General features: G+C 40.5%; 19 protein-coding genes. 12 read left to right on the top strand and 7 right to left on the bottom strand.

Translation table 11 applies throughout. The features are described 5' to 3' along the window. The first annotated feature begins 99 nt into the window (after window positions 1-99). From J2Z66_RS07150 to J2Z66_RS07130, 5 genes are all read left to right on the top strand, one after another. Complete coding sequence (locus J2Z66_RS07150; protein ID WP_209970667.1) at window positions 100-1,113, top strand: ABC transporter substrate-binding protein; 1,014 nt, start codon at window positions 100-102, stop codon at window positions 1,111-1,113. 14 nt (window positions 1,114-1,127) lie between these two features. After that, the gene (locus J2Z66_RS07145; RefSeq protein WP_209970666.1) at window positions 1,128-1,925 is read left to right on the top strand and encodes a hypothetical protein; all 798 of its coding nucleotides are present in this window, start codon (window positions 1,128-1,130) and stop codon (window positions 1,923-1,925) included. Between the two features lie 168 nt (window positions 1,926-2,093). After that, entirely contained in the window at window positions 2,094-3,383 is a 1,290-nt protein-coding gene (locus J2Z66_RS07140; RefSeq protein WP_209970665.1) for an ankyrin repeat domain-containing protein, read from the top strand. Window positions 3,384-3,660: 277 nt separating this feature from the next. Next, on the top strand, window positions 3,661-3,999 hold the full coding sequence (locus J2Z66_RS07135) for a VOC family protein (RefSeq protein ID WP_209970864.1): 339 nt from the start codon (window positions 3,661-3,663) through the stop codon (window positions 3,997-3,999). Window positions 4,000-4,108: 109 nt separating this feature from the next. Continuing rightward, a complete protein-coding gene (locus J2Z66_RS07130; RefSeq protein ID WP_209970863.1) occupies window positions 4,109-4,855 on the top strand; it encodes a MerR family transcriptional regulator in 747 nt (248 codons plus the stop codon). A 553-nt stretch (window positions 4,856-5,408) separates the two neighbouring features. On the opposite strand, the gene J2Z66_RS07125 is transcribed toward J2Z66_RS07130, so the two are convergent. Both J2Z66_RS07125 and J2Z66_RS42470 read right to left on the bottom strand, forming a co-directional pair. Then, the gene (locus J2Z66_RS07125; protein WP_245375331.1) at window positions 5,409-6,206 is read right to left on the bottom strand and encodes a DNA glycosylase AlkZ-like family protein; all 798 of its coding nucleotides are present in this window, start codon (window positions 6,204-6,206) and stop codon (window positions 5,409-5,411) included. Between the two features lie 82 nt (window positions 6,207-6,288). Next, entirely contained in the window at window positions 6,289-6,579 is a 291-nt protein-coding gene (locus J2Z66_RS42470) for a DNA glycosylase AlkZ-like family protein (protein ID WP_245375330.1), read from the bottom strand. 149 nt (window positions 6,580-6,728) lie between these two features. Here J2Z66_RS42470 and J2Z66_RS07120 point away from each other — a divergent pair, with 149 nt between their 5' ends. Further along, window positions 6,729-7,265: a GNAT family N-acetyltransferase gene (locus J2Z66_RS07120; protein ID WP_209970664.1), complete on the top strand. Its 537-nt coding sequence runs from the start codon at window positions 6,729-6,731 to the stop codon at window positions 7,263-7,265. 103 nt (window positions 7,266-7,368) lie between these two features. Continuing rightward, the gene (locus J2Z66_RS07115) at window positions 7,369-8,772 is read left to right on the top strand and encodes a sigma-70 family RNA polymerase sigma factor (protein WP_209970663.1); all 1,404 of its coding nucleotides are present in this window, start codon (window positions 7,369-7,371) and stop codon (window positions 8,770-8,772) included. A gap of 67 nt (window positions 8,773-8,839) precedes the next feature. Here the strand turns inward: J2Z66_RS07115 and J2Z66_RS07110 are convergent, their stop codons facing one another. Then, window positions 8,840-9,607, bottom strand: a complete 768-nt coding sequence (locus J2Z66_RS07110) for an alpha/beta fold hydrolase (RefSeq protein WP_209970662.1) — start codon at window positions 9,605-9,607, stop codon at window positions 8,840-8,842. A gap of 130 nt (window positions 9,608-9,737) precedes the next feature. Continuing rightward, complete coding sequence (locus J2Z66_RS07105; protein ID WP_209970661.1) at window positions 9,738-10,319, bottom strand: TetR/AcrR family transcriptional regulator; 582 nt, start codon at window positions 10,317-10,319, stop codon at window positions 9,738-9,740. 176 nt (window positions 10,320-10,495) lie between these two features. Between J2Z66_RS07105 and J2Z66_RS07100 the strand changes: the two genes are divergently transcribed. Next, window positions 10,496-11,443: a ketopantoate reductase family protein gene (locus J2Z66_RS07100; RefSeq protein ID WP_209970660.1), complete on the top strand. Its 948-nt coding sequence runs from the start codon at window positions 10,496-10,498 to the stop codon at window positions 11,441-11,443. Window positions 11,444-11,527: 84 nt separating this feature from the next. On the opposite strand, the gene J2Z66_RS07095 is transcribed toward J2Z66_RS07100, so the two are convergent. Both J2Z66_RS07095 and J2Z66_RS07090 read right to left on the bottom strand, forming a co-directional pair. Beyond that, window positions 11,528-12,430, bottom strand: a complete 903-nt coding sequence (locus J2Z66_RS07095; protein WP_209970659.1) for a GNAT family N-acetyltransferase — start codon at window positions 12,428-12,430, stop codon at window positions 11,528-11,530. 508 nt (window positions 12,431-12,938) lie between these two features. After that, window positions 12,939-14,228 carry a UDP-N-acetylmuramoyl-tripeptide--D-alanyl-D-alanine ligase gene (locus J2Z66_RS07090; RefSeq protein WP_245375329.1) on the bottom strand — a complete coding sequence of 430 codons (1,290 nt, stop codon included), beginning with the start codon at window positions 14,226-14,228 and terminating at the stop codon, window positions 12,939-12,941. 128 nt (window positions 14,229-14,356) lie between these two features. Here J2Z66_RS07090 and J2Z66_RS07085 point away from each other — a divergent pair, with 128 nt between their 5' ends. Next, a complete protein-coding gene (locus J2Z66_RS07085; protein WP_209970658.1) occupies window positions 14,357-14,671 on the top strand; it encodes a hypothetical protein in 315 nt (104 codons plus the stop codon). A gap of 41 nt (window positions 14,672-14,712) precedes the next feature. Here the strand turns inward: J2Z66_RS07085 and J2Z66_RS07080 are convergent, their stop codons facing one another. Continuing rightward, complete coding sequence (locus J2Z66_RS07080; protein WP_209970657.1) at window positions 14,713-15,300, bottom strand: NAD(P)H-dependent oxidoreductase; 588 nt, start codon at window positions 15,298-15,300, stop codon at window positions 14,713-14,715. 119 nt (window positions 15,301-15,419) lie between these two features. Between J2Z66_RS07080 and J2Z66_RS07075 the strand changes: the two genes are divergently transcribed. From J2Z66_RS07075 to J2Z66_RS07070, 3 genes are all read left to right on the top strand, one after another. Beyond that, a complete protein-coding gene (locus J2Z66_RS07075) occupies window positions 15,420-15,863 on the top strand; it encodes a MarR family winged helix-turn-helix transcriptional regulator (protein WP_209970656.1) in 444 nt (147 codons plus the stop codon). 254 nt (window positions 15,864-16,117) lie between these two features. Continuing rightward, the gene (locus J2Z66_RS42465; protein ID WP_245375328.1) at window positions 16,118-16,327 is read left to right on the top strand and encodes a hypothetical protein; all 210 of its coding nucleotides are present in this window, start codon (window positions 16,118-16,120) and stop codon (window positions 16,325-16,327) included. After that, on the top strand, window positions 16,312-16,944 hold the full coding sequence (locus tag J2Z66_RS07070) for an alpha/beta fold hydrolase (protein WP_245375371.1): 633 nt from the start codon (window positions 16,312-16,314) through the stop codon (window positions 16,942-16,944). Before J2Z66_RS42465 ends, J2Z66_RS07070 begins: the two co-directional genes overlap by 16 nt. The last annotated feature ends 44 nt before the right edge of the window (window positions 16,945-16,988 follow it).

Here is a 16,988-nt window from a genome sequence, read left to right as displayed (position 1 = left end):
AATGAATTATACTCCTTAAATACGATAATGATAATCAATTTCAAATATAGATCGTTGATTATTAATTATGAAATGAATTTTCAGGAGGGGCATTAGAGAATGAAACGAAGTGTACGATTGATTATGGGGCTGGCTGCCTTATTGGTTTTGATTATGATTACGGCTTGTAATGCCGGGAACAATGAGCCAAATAAAACGAGCACAAGCACGAGCACCCCAACAGTAAATCCTGCTGAGCCCAGTCCAAGTTCAGATGTATCCGAAAAAGAGCGTGTTGTCAAGAGTCTGAAAGGAGATATCAGCATTCCTGCAGAACCCCAGCGGGTCATTGGCCTGTCTGTAGTTTATCCCGAATTTCTGTATGCGCTAGGCGTAACGCCGATTGCAGTACAAAACTACCACCCGGATTTCCCAGCTTACATAAAGGAACCATTTAAGGATACTTTAAAAATGGGCATCGGAAAATCACCTAACTTTGAAGCTATTCTAACTGCTAACCCGGATTTGATTATTGCGCCGACATGGTGGGCAGATAAGGATTATGAGCAGCTATCCAAAATTGCTCCAACCGTGCTGCTCCCACAGCGGGATAAATGGCAGGATGAGTTGCGGGACATTGCTGAGGTGCTGGATAAAAAAGATTTAGCGGAAAAAATTATCCAGGATTTAACAAATAAAGAAGCAGCAGCTAAGGAAAAGCTTCATACGCTGGTTGGGGACGACACGGTTATGTATATGATGATTTTGGACGATGGACTGATTATTTACGGTGAAAATATCGATCGGGGAAGCTTTATTCATAAGCAATTAGGCTTAAAGCCGATTGGAAATTTCCCCAAGAGTGAGTTGAGCGTCTCGATTTCATTGGAAAAAATACCTGAATATAACCCTGACCATATCATATTGCAGCTAAATGATGATTCCAATGAAAAGGTTCAAAGCAGGTACAAGGAAATGCTGGAAAGTTCGTTATGGAAAAATATGACGGCTGTTAAAAAAAACCAGGTTTATATAATGGGCGCCAAGGAATGGTTTAACTTGGGCATGTCTCCATTGGCTGATAACAGTGCGATTGACGATGTTCTTCATGCGTTTGAAAAGAAAAGCAAATGATGGGGGAGTGACCGATGGGGCAGCAGATGGAAGCGGTGGATTTTAAACTGCTTGAAGAAAAGTTTTTCCTGACTTTGCATGAACCAGAAAGCATTCAACTATCTATGCCTGCTTCGGAGCTTCTAGAAACAGAGCCATTGATGAAATTGATCGACTTATATGGTCCCCTTATCAAAACAAGTGAACGATCTGTAGCAGCGGCCTTTTTTTGCAGTTGGTATGCGGGCTTATGCTGTGCGATGCAACACATGTTGGTTCACAACAAAGAAGTTATTTTGGACTTGTCACTATCGAATCTATCCGTACAATTATATATGGGCTCTCAGTATCCATTGTTTTCATTTAGAATGAACGAAGTTCGGTTTATAAACATTCCGAAGGTGGATCGCGAAGCTTGGTGCAGGATGGTTCTCCATTCATTCTATAAGAATCAAGTAAGACCAATGATAGCCATTTTGTCAGATTCAGCACAAATGAGGGTCCACCCATTATGGGGGCAAATCAGCAATGCTTTATATAATCAGAGGGAAGAAGCGCTTGCTGCAGCTTCGGAAACTTTGGATGAGAAAAGTAGGGATCGAATTATGGATCACTTCGGCATCCTTACTCATGGTGTTGATGCCAGTGCTTTTGGACTCCGCAAAAATCCGTTTGATAGTAAACTGACATTTATTGAAAGCCAGAATGATCCCACTCAAATGGTGTCTATAAAACCAGCCTGCTGCTTGATTTACCGCCTGGATTTGAAAATCGGCTACTGTTATGAATGCCCACGACTCAAAGAAAAAGACCGGGTAGCGCTAAGGCTGTAATGTCCATACTGATTGAAATCCGGATTGCTGTATACTATGGCAATCCGGATTTTTTGCAGTTAAGAAGATATCTATGGAATAAGATTTACAATAGAAATGACTTCGATTACTATTAGAGCATATATCCCTGAGAAACGGTGAATCAATTTTTTTGATTGGAGTGAAAAAATGATGGCAAGTAAAGACTTGGTGGATGATTTTCTCATTGCGGCTGTAAATGAAAATGAAGAGCAAGCAATAATGATTTTAGACACGAACAAAGAAATTCCTTACTCGAATATATATGCCGCGGCGATTTTGGGAGAGATCGAAACCGTTCAAGATATGCTATCACGAGATGCTGCCCTTGCTGTAACACCAGGAGGACCGGAGTTTTGGGAGCCGTTACATTATTTAAGCTTTTCTTGTTTTCTCAAAAAACCTCAGAGCCGCGAACGCTTCTTGCAAACGGCAAAAATATTGCTTGAGCATGGTGCAAACCCTAACGCTTTTCACTTACAAAAGGATGATCCATACGAACGCAAGCTAAGCTCATTGTATGGAGCTGTTGGAATAGCAGGGAATGCAGCAGTAGGTAAAGTTTTACTTGATGCAGGAGCCAATCCGAATGACGGGGAGTCGTTGTACCATTCCGCAGAACTCACCAGCCATGACTGCTTGGATTTGTTGTATCAGTATGGAGTTGACATCCATGCTTCACCTGCTTTGTTTCGAAAGCTAGACTTTGACGATTACGCTGGTGTGAAGTGGTTTGTAGAGCATGGAGCCGATCTGGAGCAGTCATTAGGAGATCATGGTACGCCTCTGCATTGGGCTGTATTCCGGGGGCGATCATCCTCCATTATCGAGCTGTTGCTAAAACACGGGGCGCAGGTTAACGCCAAAAGGCCGGATGGAAAAACCGCGTATACGTTAGCGGTACGGTATGGGCAAACGGAGCTTGCAGACATTCTGCTGCAATATGGAGCCAATACGGATGTCCACAAAATAGATAGTTTTTTTGGTGCGTATGCAGCAGCCAATGAACCCGAAATACTCGATATGATGAAGAACGAGCCAGCTCTTCTCACATCCTTATCTCATCACGATCTATTCATGCTCCTCCAATTTGCTGAGATGAATAATAGCGGAGCTGTAAGCTTGATGCTGAAGACGGGTTTCGATAGTCATACAAAAAAAGAAGAGGGAACAGCGCTGCATATTGCTGCTTGGTTTGGCCATTTAGAAACCGTCAAGGTTCTAATTGCAAGCGGGGCATCACTCACCATGAAAAATGCATATGGGGGTACACCATTGGGCAGTGCAATTCACGGATCCCTCCATCACCGTTCTCAAAGAAATGAATCCCATGCCTCAGTTGTGGAGGCTCTGCTCCAAGCGGGATCTCCTATACCTGAAAAGGCATCAGGAAGCAAAGAAGTTATCGAAATATTATGCCGTTATGGTGCATTTAAATAAAGCGAACAAAAATCAAAACCAAAATCTAAACCAAAATCAAAACCAAGTCAAATGTTAAAGGTGCTCCTATTGTGCTATTGAGGGGGGCCTTTTTTTATTGATCCGTTTGATTCATATAAAAGCTTAAAGTAATGTGACGGATCTTCTTCGGAAAATAAGCTTACAATAGCCAGAAGCTTACCACTTGCATGAATTTGATATCATTAAATAGAAAGTTATTTTGTGATTGAGCGTTATAAAGCAAACGCTAGATCGCTAAGAAGAGGACGTGAAACCTATTAAACTGAATCATCTCAATCTCACAGTTACTGATGTTAACGCGGCTAAAGATTTCCTGGAGACTTATTTCAACCTGCAAAGCGGGGGTACACGAGGCAATTCCTTCGCTGTAATGTTCGACGACAACGGGTTAGTGCTCACCTTGATGAAAGGTGCTCAAGTTAGCTATCCCAATACGTTTCATATCGGCTTTATACAAGAAAGCGAAGAGAAAGTGAACGAAATCAATATGCGCTTAAAGGAGGATGGGTTTGATGTGCAGCCGCCACAAAGGTCGCATGGCTGGACATTCTATGTGCAAGCCCCCGGTGGATTTACTGTTGAGATCCTAAGTTAAAGTTACTGATCATGATCTAATGTATGCTTAAATGTATATCTCTAATATACACTACTTGACACTCCCCTAAGAGGAGCCTTTATGCTGTAATAGAAGGGAGTGAGTTCAAATACTTTACACGGTTAAAGAGGTATCGTCGTTATCTAATGTAACGATCAAAACGCTTCATCATTATCACAAAATTGGTCTCCTTTTGCCTTGCGAGATCAGTGAAGGTGGATACCGATTGTACGGAACGAAAGAATTGGAACGTCTGCAGCAAATTTTGTTCTATAGGGAACTCGATTTTCCCCTAGAGCAAATAAAGCAACTGCTCGAAGAGGAGCCGGAGCGGATGTCCATTCTGCTGCAGCAGGAGAAGCTTTTGCTTATCCGCAAAAAAAGGATAGAAGCTGTTATCCAAACATTAAAAACATCCATAGCTAGTATGGAGAAGGGAGTTATAATGGATAAAGCAGATATGTTTATAGGCTTTGAGAGCGAAGAAGCGTGGAAAGAAGCATTGAGCGAGCAAAATGAATACTTGAAACAAGCATATGATGTTCGTCCGCTTGATGCTGGACCCATCGATGTTCAAAGTATGAATGAACAAGCAGGGGAAGCAGCCGCATTTATGACGGACATGAAAAGTGCTTTACAGGAGGGCATCAAACATAATGACGAGAAAATACGGCATCTGATCCACTGTCATCTTGATTTTATGAATGAACATGGCCAATCTGTATCGGCTGCGGATTTTGCTGTGCAAACGCGATTTTTCCTCAGTGATGACTTTCATCTTCGAATGCTCGAAGATCAGCAGACAGGACTAGCTTACTATCTTAACGCAGCGGCTGAGTCGTTCGTGAATCAATAATAAGCAACGATTGATGAATAAGTGCTGCCGAAACCTTGGTTTCGGCAGCTTTTTTTGAGGAATTCTTTGTGGATTATTAGAATGTTTACGTTTTGGGTTGCTTGGAGTGAGAGGAATCATTCACATGATGCAGCTTTATTGCGATGAAGTATTCGGTGTGACGAAGCACAGATTTCCCAATCGCCACTAACCCCTTCCCTCAGAAAGCTACCTCTATTGGCAGTCCATTTGAGCGGTGTGGCTTCGTGTGCTTCGTCTGCTATTTTAACGATGTTTATCATCGTTAAAATAGCAGATCCTTCTCAGCTGTGTGCTCTTCATCCCCACACCTTCGCCCGCTAGGAAATCTCCTCTACCCATAGAAAAACCCTTGCTGGGTGTCCGTTTGAGCTTGGTGTTCGTGCGATTCGTGCGATTGTAGCTACATAGAGAGAAGGGGGGAAGCAGAAGCGTCCGCCTTTAAAGATTTGTTCAAACTCCCTCATCTCTACCATTCAAGGGAACAAATCTTTAACAGCAGTCTTTTACCAGAATTTCACATGGGGATTCAGGTTTAGTTTAGCCGAATTTCTTCAGGCTGAATATAAGTACCAAGATATGCAGCAAATCTTTCGAGACCATTGAAAATACTTTCTTTCATAGGACTGTTCATAGATATTTGTTCCTCCCACCACCAGTTTTTTATGGAGAAAGGAGCATGTTTTCTATGTTTTTCCGGTTCAAACCGAGCTACAATCTTGTCTCCATATAGAACAGGCAGCACATAGTAACCGTATTTCCTTTCTGCCGCTGGCTTATAAACTTCCCAACGATATTCAAAATCAAACAACTCTTTTATTAAATTTCGATCCCATAACAAATTATCAAGAGGAGCTAGTATGCTTGATCGTTCCTCAATTTGTCCAATTGATAATGTATGATTCAAGTGCTCTAAGTCCATACTCCGCATATATAGCGGGTGTTGGAGCCCTTCCACATTGATTTCAATAACTTTGTTCTTCTGCAGCAGCCTCGTAAAAGCATCATTTCGTTGAAGGCTTTTCATATCTTTAATACCGAGCCAGGCATCGCTTGACCGGTTCCAAAGAATTCCAACGCTACCAATACGGCGAAGCACATACCAGTCATAATATTGCTCTTTCGTCTGGAAAGGATCGGGAGCAGCATGCAAATCCTGTGGAATATGACGTTCCGACAAATCATAATACTTGCGGGTATTGACTTTATGATGGATGATAAGATGACCCGCATGATACATTCCTTCAAGTGCGGCGTGAGATAGCATGGTGGGCCCCCATGACCAACTAATCATAATGTAGATCCCCGGAACATAGACATCCTTTATTTTCAACTTCTGCATGCACCCTGTCTACAGCATCTTTATTATTATCACACCAAGCTTGGAGATCCCTCCGATATCTCCCAAAATAAGGTCAATCCTCTTTTGGGAAGATCGACATGTTCTTATCCCAATAATCAATAAGTTCACGTTCTTTATATAATAGTTCCCAAAGCATGCTGCGATCGAAGTCCTTGATCCGGGATTGAAGTACAAGTTCTGGATTCATCCCAACTACATTGAGCGGATCGAACTGAATGCATCCAACACGACGGATGTAAGACATGATCCCATTCTTTCCTGTAAAATTAAAATCGCCGTATAACCCATGATAGGATAATAAAAATCTTCTTACTTGAAGTTTGGTAAGTGTGATGGTTGTCATTTCTTCACCTCAAATATACAATGAATAGGAACAAAAGTTCTTGTTGTGTTTCATATTACCATATTTTGTGAAATAAGGGTGCTATAATATTGAATGATGTAAATTGAAATGATATGATGGGTACCATTACCTGTTAGCGAGGTGTTATCATGATATCTAAGTTGCTATTAGTTAAACCATCTTCAGAATATTATGAGGAATATTTGAGCTTTTATAATGAATGGAAAAGTAGTGGCGAGGACATGGTTCCTTGGGTTATTGAGAAAGATCCATCAGATTTTATACAGTACGTTAGCTTCTTATATTCCCAGGATTCCGAAGAGAAGATTAATATAGAGGCCTTTGTCCCGCATTCAACGTATTGGCTAGTTGACTCGCAGCAAACTGTTCTTGGGGCGTTCAATATTCGGCATAGATTAAATGAAAAGCTTTATAACTGCGGCGGACGTATTGGATATGGGATAAGACCTTCACAGAGACGAAAGGGTTATGCAACCTCACTTTTATCATTAACTTTAGAAAAAACTCGTGCGTTAGGCTTAGATACTGTACTTGTTGTTTGCGATAAAGGAAATATGGGATCAGAACGAACAATCATTAAGAATGGCGGCAGGTTTGATTCTGAATTTGTTGAGGAGGATAGCGGTAATATCGTAAGGAGATTCTGGATTGACCTGAACGTATAGCATGATGCGATGGAGGACAATTATAGAATTAAAAATTTAAAATGAACGTTTTGATAACTCAAAACCAATATATTATAAAGGGGGAAATTGAGGGGAGCAGCTTATGACAGAAGAAGAGTTAAAAGATTGGATAAGTAAGACGAATAGGGGAGATAAAGAATCATTTCGAGTCCTCTATAAGCAAACCATTTGTCATGTTTATAAAACGATTTCATTCTTAATACATAACAAACAAGATGTGTATGACGTTGTTAGTGAAGTGTATACTGAAGTATTCAAGTCTCTTCCAAAGTACAATTTTGATAAACCTTTTCGAACCTGGTTAAATGGACTGATCGTAAGACAAACGTCAAACTGGAATAGAAAGATTTGGAGCAGATCGAGACTCTATGATCGCAGCCAATTGTTAGAATTAGTAGAACATGCCCCTGACTCCGAACAAATTCATCTGCAGAAAGAACATAATAATGAACTTGTCTCACGCATACATAAGCTATCATACAAACACAGTGTTGTAATTGTTCTACGTTATTATCAAGATTGTTCTTTTGAAGAGATATCTAAGATTCTGAAAATACCAGTAGGCACTGTTAGATCACGACATCATATTGCTCTTGAAAAATTACGTAGCCAGGGGAATTATATCATGGATGATGATATAAAGGCACCTTCAACTAACCATTTCAATCGTAAACCATTAAAACTCGAGTTCAAGAGAGTTGCTGAACAATTAGAACGACCAGTTGATCTAGATATTCAAATAGAGCATCAATTTACTAGCTTTTATTTTAAAGGCTTCGAATTTGAGATAGCAAGTTCTCCATCTCCTATAATGTCGCAATATCAAAGGGACAGATTTGAAGATGTACGAACCAACGTTAGAAATCAATTATCTATGGGAGAATCGGCATTTGTATATATTTCTGATTTGGACAATGAACTCTTTGTTTTTCCTACCTTAGGATTGACAAGAGTGAATAACTCATTATTTTATTTGGATATGAATGAATGGAGAGAACTAATAAGCATAGATTATAGCGGCATAAAATTACCCTCAACCATGCCAGATGGATTTACTTTTATTAGAGCAGAGACAGAAAGTAAAGGGGCGGTAACATACGAAAATCAAATCAAATACTATACGTTGTTAAAGGAGAGGGCTTTAAAAACGAATGGGGGAATATCTTGGCAAAAGTCTGTACCTGAAGATGATAGCTTTCTCAATGTAACTCCCCATTTAATTTATTCTAATTATCACATGGATCAGATTGAAGTATGTTATATGCTGCTAATGGATGGAGCTATTAGAACAATCCCTGGAACGAATCCGGAAAAAATTAATGTTGCTGGTCTGAAGTGTAATGTTTATTACTTGAGTTCCAATGAGAAAAAATGTATTAGTTGGATTGAACAAATAAACGGGAAAATATATGCGTATGACGTTTTCACCAGATCGCCAAATGTAACAAAGAATGACCTGCTATTCGTTGTTGCGAAAATGAAATAATATTCTACATACTCAAAGCTATATAGTTATATAAAAGAAAAAACAGACCTATACTGAATGCTAACAGTTAAGGTCTGTTTTGTGTTTCTATCAGGCTGGGATGCACATGACTGTCGCTAACCCATTGCCTGACCACCTCCGCAAACAAATGCGGCACTTCATAGCTCCATACATGACCAACCTCCGGAACGATTGCTCCTTTACTTAAAGGAACTTCCATCAGAAGTCTATTCATAGCTTTCTTAGCGACCCGATTTTCCTGTTCACCCACTAGTATCAAGAGGGGTTTATCGTTTGCCCGCGGCATCTTGATTTCGGACAGCATGGTATGCATGCCTCGGACCATTCCTGTATTCATGCATTTAGCATCTTCCATTAGAGATTGCTTATATTGCTCAGGAATACGAAAACCCTTCATCATGGATTTGGCTATACGTTCTTCAGACAACATACCGTAAATGGGAGCGACCAGGCTATTTAATAACGCAGCCGTAGTCTTGCTAATACCAGCAGCGGTCCCACTGATGATGACAGACTTGATCCGCTCAGGCTTAGATATGAGCATGCTTAAAGCAATCGCTCCTCCAAGTGAAAGTCCAACAATATGCACCTTTTCAAAGTTCTTAAGCAAAGCCTCTAACTGTTCCACACAATTTCCTGTTGTCAATGGCCTAACTTTTGCGCTCTTGCCGTGTTCAGGAAGGTCAGGCACAACACAGTGAAAATCGTCTAAATGACTAACAACATCCTCCCACATACTGCCGCTCAATCCACCGCCATGGAGGAACAATATCGTTTCATTTTCTGGATTACCGTACTCCCTATGATATAGCACCCTATAACACATCCTTTCAGAACAAGTAGTTTTAAATGGTGGACTGCATGATGATGGACTATATGTATCAATGTACTTGAAGGCTCATGATTTTAATTCTCCAAAGTGAGAATATGTCTAATGAATGCCTTCACTTATGTCCCACCAATCCATACAATACAAGCTTGTAGAGGTCGTTAATTTTTGTTTTGGAATCACCTGTCGCTTCCCACGGCATATGGATTCCTGCAATAGCCTGCAAATATTCCATTATGGTTTGCGTTGAAATGGCAGGATCAATGACACCTTCTTCTTTTCCAGATTCAATAAAATCATGGAGAATTTCCATCCTAATCTGGTTTGTATTTTCATTGTATAAATCGATCAGCATTTTATCACTTAATGCTTCCTGTGAAAAATATTCGCCTAATAATTGTTGGTTTTTATCCGAACAAAGGGCGACTACCTGCAGCAGCTTTTCTTTAAAGCTAATGTTTTGGGATAGCAATTCCTTTGCCATCTGAATGGTTTCCTGCATGAGTACGTTGGCGCACTCCTTGATCAGGCCTTCTTTGCTATCAAAATAATTATATAGGGACACAGAAGAAACACCTGAATAGGCTGCTATTTCCATTATGCTCACCTGAGTATACCCCTTTTCTTTAAACAGGGTCAAAGCTGCTTTCAGGATAGCGTCTTTCTTTTTCCGGGTTCTGATTTCATATTTATTCATGTTTAACACCTCAAGCATTCCTTATTAAACCTTATTAAGAATACTATATTACAAACAACATAATTTTTAAATAGTTAATCATAAATTTAAAAACTTATTGACAGCAGAAGAAACCATGCTGTGATAGTTTTTAAATACAAATTAACAAATTAAAAAACTTTCAAGGAGAGGGACTCATGAAAATATTGATGTTTGGTCGTGGCGTAATTGCAACAGAGTACGGTTGGGCACTGGAAAAGGCGGGGAATACTGTGGAATTTTATGTTCGGCCAGGAAGGGCTGCCCAGTACGGTCATTCGGTGAATCTTGAAATACTGGACGGCCGGGTTACCTCTAAAGGAACTCTGATCAAAGAAAAGTGGCCCATCACCATGCGGGAAGACCTGCAAGAGGATCATGATTATGACCTGATTATTCTCAGTGTCAACCACAACCAGTTTGATGAAGCCGCTGCATTTTTAAGTTCTCGCATCAGCAAGACCACGTTATTAATATTCAACAACCTGTGGGTTGATCCGCAGACTGCAGCTTCTCAGCTTCCAAAGGATCAAGTAGTGTGGGGGTTCCCGGGAGGGGGTGGCGGTTTTGATGCTGCTACTCTAAAGGGTGGTTTTATGAAGACTATTTATATGGGAACCGTTATTGGATCTGTTCGCACTACACGTTACCTGTCAGTTCGCAATCTTTTCCGCGAAGCCGGTTTTTCAATATCTGAACAAAAAGATTTCCGGAGCTGGTTGTGGCTTCATTTTGTTCTTAATGCGGGACTTGCAGCTCAAGCATTGCAGGTTGGCGGATACTCTAAGCTTATGAGCTCATCCTTTCATCTTAAGCATTCTTTCCTGCTCATGCGAGAGATGCTTCCTTTGTTGAAGGCAAAAGGAGCTAGACTGCAACCGGGTGTGGTTTTGCTTTTGAATCTTCCTGCCGGGATGCTTGGATTTATCATGCAAAAGTTTCTTGGCAGAGCTAGCTTGCCACGTTTAATTATGGAACAATTGGCAGCTAGTGGTCATGCCAGTTATGCTTTGACAAGCCTTTATCCCCGAGATGTACTGGCCGATGCCCGAAAGCTTGGTGTTCCACTTCCGCGTCTTACAGCTTTGGAAGCTGTATTTAAATGAAGAGAAGGGCAGAATTGCCCAAAAAACTGCGCAAAAAAACAGCTGTATTTTGAAATTGCAGCAGCTGCTTTGGAAAAGCTGAAACTAGGCGTGTGCTGTTATAGGTGCACAGAAGGCTGAATGAAGGTTTAGGGTTTCCTTAGATTGAACAAACAACACATCTTCATTTCCATCTACAGGTTGAAACTCTGCATTCGAGGTAAATTGTTCTGGTGTGAAATGAAAGTGGACAGTTTGTGTTTGCTCATTAGCAAGACGTGGAAGCAAACCATCCCAATTAACGATATTTTGACTTACAACATCATATACATGCAATGTCTGCCCTTCTTGTTGAAAGACAATTATCGCTTCGTCCTCTGGAGAATAGTATAAGGATTGCGGAAATACGTTTAATACATAAAACATAAAAATTCCTTGATTGTTCCCAACACCAAATCGCTCGGAAATCGGTTTCCTGGAGAGGACCATCCGTTTAATGAACTCCAAATCTGCGGCTTTGGAAGGATCCAGCTTGCGAAGTGAAATACCCAAGTTAGCGATGGGGTCAATATGTAGCTTGAACTGTGATTCAGATATAGCTGTAAAACCAAATTTGGGATAGTAATCAAGTACACTGCTGTTGGCGAACAAAAAGAATAAATCACAATCGTGCTTATAAGTTTCTAAAACTTGAAGCATGAGTATTCCGGAAAGTCCCCTTCCCCTGAAATCCGGATGTGTCATTACGGTACCGATCTGAATAGCTTTTCGGTTTAATCCATTTATGGTCAAAGTCATTTTACTGACAGAGATATTGGATACGACTTCATTATTGCTCAGAATTGAATGACAAATATAGGTATCATCCCAAAAACCTTTCTGATGCCACTCTTCAAAATCAATACCATAAACCAAACTAGCTAATCGATTAAAACTATCTCTGCAACTCTCATTATCCCTGTAGTTGCTTATTTGAACAAATTCGTTTCCTAACTTTTCATAAGACATGACAGCTTGTCCTCCATGTTTGGTTATTCTTTCTATAATAGTTTAACACATTAATTATATGATTTCCCATTCGGTAATTTGCAGCTGCGCACGCTTTTCATCCCTAGCGCCCACGCTCGCTAGGAAATCTCCTCCATTCAATAGAGAAACCCTTGCTGGCTGGCTGTTTGAGCTTTGTGTTCGTGCGATTCGTGCGATTATAGCTAAAGAGAGGGAATGGCTGTGGGTGGAAGAGCGGTAGCGTCCGCCTTTAAAGATTTGTTCCTACCTCTTCATCGATACCATTCAAGGGAACAAATCTTTAACAGCAGCTGGAGCCCACAACCATTCTCTCCGCAACGCACCCAAGTCACGAACACGCACCTCAAAGGATGCCGCAAGGGACTGTTGACAAATTACCTTATTGACGAAATTGACGTTTGAGAACCCGCATAAACACTGGGTATCTAAAAGTCATTTTTCGTAAAATTGGCTTTTGTCAACAGCCCCGCAAGGCGTTTCTCTTAAATCAGTTTTTTTTAGTCCAGGGAGTAAAGTGGCTTTTACCACTAGCATATTTGGAGGGGGAGGGTCTCCACACTTTTATGATCTTATTGCTATTTTTTTCAATAAACTGAAGGGGCACATTCATAGGTTCGCTAGAGTGAGTAACCGACCCATTTCTAATAAATCCTACGGTTTGATTCATCTTCATTTTATGCGAGCCTTTGACAAGTATTGTGGAGTTAGGTTTTATAATACTTTTTAAGTAGCTGTGCAAGCTGGCCCGATCGTTAAAGTGTTTGGCTTTGGATGAAGGGAATCCGGATTTTACAGCAGAAATATAAATATATCGGGCTAAATCACCGTATGTTAACAAATGATCTATCCTTTTCTTAGCAGCATAGCTGCCGACACTCGCATGACCCTTAACGGCGTAACTTCCCAATTCCAGCATATTTCCCAGCACAGCAATTTTATGATGTTTCCCAATGTGGGTGAGGACATCAATGGCTGCTTCAACAGCTTGTGGATTCGCACTATAGGTATCATCAATCAATTGAACATTATTTATAAGAGGGTATACCATTAATCTGCTCTTAGGCCTTTCATAGGTTCTCAGACCGTGACGTATTACATCTGGCGAGATTCCAAGCCGGTGGGAGACAGCTATGGCAAAAAGCGCATTATACACATTGTGCTCTCCAAAAATGGGGATATAGAATTGCTCATCCCTATTATTTAATCTCACCTTAAAGGACATACCTTTGGTGGTATAAGCAATTGTATGTGCTTTGTAATTAGCATTTTTGTGTATGCCGACCTTGTAGATCGTACCTTTAAAGCGTTTTATTTTTAAATATTTGGAATTCTTGTTGTCTGCATTTAAAAAAAGAAGGCCTTTTTTGTTCATTCCTTTAATCAGCTCCGACTTGGTCTTCGCTAATTTTTTTACACTTCCTCCAAAATGGCCAATATGTGCATTGCCAACCGTGGTGACAACTCCAATATTAGGTTTAATTATTTGACAGCTTCTTTTGATATGTCCTTTTTTCGACATTCCATATTCAAGAACGATGGCTTGATGTTTAGCCTGTATTCTTTGTTTTTGTCTATAAATAAAATTAGGAAGATTCATATTCGCTCTTGTTTTAAAAACCGTACATTTTTTTTGTAAAATGGAAGCTATCATTTCCTTCGTCGTCGTTTTGCCTGCACTGCCTGTAATGGCAATGACTGGTCTTTGAATTGATTTGAACTGTTTCAGATCGTCATCCCCTAATGAACAATTGATAAATTCATTGTATGTAACACGCATGGAGGTGTATGGACGATTGCCACAGCGTTTCCGCCCATATTAAGTAAAAGGGGACTTTCATCTACTTCAATTCCTCTCTATTTAACATATCTTACTGTATAGAGAGGAAAGGAGAGGAAGGATGTAACATGCAGCCAATAGGAAGAGTTCATTTTCAGGTAGATCACAAGGGATTGTTAACCAAATTGGTGTTGTTGCAAGACCATAACGGTCATACCAAAAACATCTCACTAGATAAAGAAAAAAATTACATCAATTTAAAAATGAACGGGAATGCAACTAAAATTATGACAATTGAGCAAATTGGTGATAAAATTTACACGGGTTATTCAACGTATCCTGGAAAGCATAAATTTACAAAAAAAGATTTACAGCTAATCAATGATAGCTTATTGAAGCGTCTAAAGCATTCAGGAAGACAAAAGATTATTATTCTTTTCTGAGACCATCCTGGAGAAGCCACTTTTCCCGGTGGTTTTTCTATTTAAAGCGATATTGTTTTGAAATAATGATATATTTTATTTAATTTTCGCGCTTGCTTTCCTTTTGGACTTTCCAAACTACCAAATTCAAAAAACTTTACTTTTTTGATTCCTACATAACTAAATAAGGCTCTTTTCATTAATATTTTATGTGCATTATTCAAGAACAACAAAGGGTAAAGCGCAGGACCCTTCATGCTGGAAATACATACGACAGATTTGCCTTTTAAAAGCCCTTCTGGCAGAAGTCCACCCTTATCCCTATAAGCGAAATTTGAAGCAAACATTTGGTCTATATATCCCATGAGCATAGCAGGGGGGCGCCCCCACCAAATTGGATACACAAAAACAATCTTGTCTGCCCAAATTATTTGTTGTCTGTACTTCTCAAGGCTAGGTTCAGCATGCATATCCCTTCTTCTTTTGTGCTCGTTAAATACAAGGATTGGATCAAACTCCTCCTCATATAAATCAAGTACATCAAGCTCTTTGATGTGGGAGTTCTCGCCAATTCCCTTGATGACATTTTGCAAAAATGCATAGCTCAAACTGTTATGATTAGGATGTGTATAAATAACTAATACTTTCATAATGCCACCTCTTTACTTATCATTTGATAAGAAAATCGTAACACACTTTATTTTTAGTTGTCAAATGATAATTGTTTTTTGATAAATAATTTGCTATCTTGAAGTATGAGGTGATAAATTTGAATAAAAGTGATTTTTTCCACAAAATAGTGGCATTCACAAATTCCGTGCACCAGGTTACACATGAGTTTGCTAAAAATGTTAAATCCGATGCCATCACACCTGTTCAATATAGTATTCTTGAATATTTAGCTGTTAGCCAGCCCGTCACCCTTAGTCAAATTAGTGATTGTCAGCATATGTCCATGCCGAACACAAGTCGCGAGCTGAAAAAATTAAGCGAAAAACATTTATGTGAAAAATTTGAAGTAGCAGAAGATCGAAGAAAGCAGTACATCCGTCTTTCCAAGGCAGGGGAAACCATGATGAACGAAGCTTTTAAAAGCATTGAAGGCCGTTTTCTGCAACGCTTAGAGGGAGTTTCAGAGAAAGAATTAGAAGAGATTGAACATGCTTTGGATATCCTTCATAGCAAGCTTTTCTATTCTGGCACATCTTCGTGACAGAGACTAAAGGGGCACTAAAGGGTCCACCAACATTTTAGAGAAAGTATAAGCTGAGCCCTCGATCATGTCAGGCTTGGCTTTTTTCCATGCTCTGTTTTAAATAAAAAAATATTTGCGAATGTGTCGATTTTGTCTACAGTGTTTCGTCGTCTTAAGTAGAGGCCCAGAAATGCTGTTTACTTTGCCTGAAGCTATATATGAAATATCTGCAATATCTAAACAATCTGTTACAATTGAAAAGGGGACTTACTATGCATACTGTAACTTCAAGAGACGGTACTCAAATCGCCTATGACAAAGTTGGCAAAGGGCCAGCAGTCATACTGGTAGCGGGAGCGTTCAGCTATCGGAAATATCCGGGGCAAGTGCAGCTCGCTAATCTGTTGTCAGAGCATTTACAGTCTACAACTATGACCGCCGCGGCCGCGGCGATAGCGGAGACACACTGCCCTATGACATAGCACGCGAGATTGAAGATCTTCAGGCAATGATTAATGAAGCTGGGAGCTCAGCCTATGTTTGGGGATTGTCATCCGGGGCAGTTCTTGCCCTGCAGGCAGCAGCTAGGGGGGCAGGCATTGCCAAATTGGCTCTGCATGAGCCTCCATTTGTTGTCGATGCAGCGGATCGCAAACCGCCGAAAGGTTTTGTCACGCACGTTACTGAGCTTATTGCCGCTAATCGCCGGGCAGAGGCCATCAAGTACTTTATGACCAAAGGTATGGGTGCGCCTTCATTTGTTGTTGGTTTGATGCGCATGATGCCAGGTGTGTGGCCTAGGCTTATGGCCATCGCACACACGCTTCCCTACGATGCGGCTTTGTTGGATGGATATATGGACGGAAAGTCGCTGCCAGCTGAACTGTGGGGCACAGTCACGATGCCCACACTGGTGCTCGAAGGCACTGAGAGCCCGGCTGCACTGCGTCATAGTGCGAAGGCTCTGGCGGGCGTACTCCCCAATGCGCAGCTGCTAAGTGAAAAGGGACTCGGCCATACCAAAAAGCTGGATACAAAAATAATTGCATCGAAGCTTGCAGCATTTTTTATGGACAAACTGTCGATCCAGTCCAAATAGATTCGTCGTATATATAGAAGCCAATTTACTCGCACGGTTACACC

The sequence above is a fragment of the Paenibacillus eucommiae genome, from assembly GCF_017874215.1.
In the GTDB taxonomy this organism is placed as follows: domain Bacteria; phylum Bacillota; class Bacilli; order Paenibacillales; family NBRC-103111; genus Paenibacillus_AI; species Paenibacillus_AI eucommiae.
The sequence above is the reverse complement of the archived record's forward strand: the minus strand, read 5'-3'. Positions and strand labels throughout refer to the sequence as shown.

What these genes read in the sequence shown, in the direction of transcription:
- J2Z66_RS07150 (WP_209970667.1), top strand. Translation starts at nt 100, where the DNA reads ATGAAACGAAGTGTACGATTGATTATGGGGCTGGCTGCCTTATTGGTT.
- J2Z66_RS07145 (WP_209970666.1), top strand. Translation starts at nt 1,128, where the DNA reads ATGGGGCAGCAGATGGAAGCGGTGGATTTTAAACTGCTTGAAGAAAAG.
- J2Z66_RS07140 (WP_209970665.1), top strand. Translation starts at nt 2,094, where the DNA reads ATGATGGCAAGTAAAGACTTGGTGGATGATTTTCTCATTGCGGCTGTA.
- J2Z66_RS42470 (WP_245375330.1), bottom strand. Translation starts at nt 6,579, where the DNA reads ATGACAACCATCACACTTACCAAACTTCAAGTAAGAAGATTTTTATTA.
- J2Z66_RS07120 (WP_209970664.1), top strand. Translation starts at nt 6,729, where the DNA reads ATGATATCTAAGTTGCTATTAGTTAAACCATCTTCAGAATATTATGAG.
- J2Z66_RS07115 (WP_209970663.1), top strand. Translation starts at nt 7,369, where the DNA reads ATGACAGAAGAAGAGTTAAAAGATTGGATAAGTAAGACGAATAGGGGA.
- J2Z66_RS07105 (WP_209970661.1), bottom strand. Translation starts at nt 10,319, where the DNA reads ATGAATAAATATGAAATCAGAACCCGGAAAAAGAAAGACGCTATCCTG.
- J2Z66_RS07100 (WP_209970660.1), top strand. Translation starts at nt 10,496, where the DNA reads ATGAAAATATTGATGTTTGGTCGTGGCGTAATTGCAACAGAGTACGGT.
- J2Z66_RS07095 (WP_209970659.1), bottom strand. Translation starts at nt 12,430, where the DNA reads ATGTCTTATGAAAAGTTAGGAAACGAATTTGTTCAAATAAGCAACTAC.
- J2Z66_RS07090 (WP_245375329.1), bottom strand. Translation starts at nt 14,228, where the DNA reads ATGCGTGTTACATACAATGAATTTATCAATTGTTCATTAGGGGATGAC.
- J2Z66_RS07085 (WP_209970658.1), top strand. Translation starts at nt 14,357, where the DNA reads ATGCAGCCAATAGGAAGAGTTCATTTTCAGGTAGATCACAAGGGATTG.
- J2Z66_RS07080 (WP_209970657.1), bottom strand. Translation starts at nt 15,300, where the DNA reads ATGAAAGTATTAGTTATTTATACACATCCTAATCATAACAGTTTGAGC.
- J2Z66_RS42465 (WP_245375328.1), top strand. Translation starts at nt 16,118, where the DNA reads ATGCATACTGTAACTTCAAGAGACGGTACTCAAATCGCCTATGACAAA.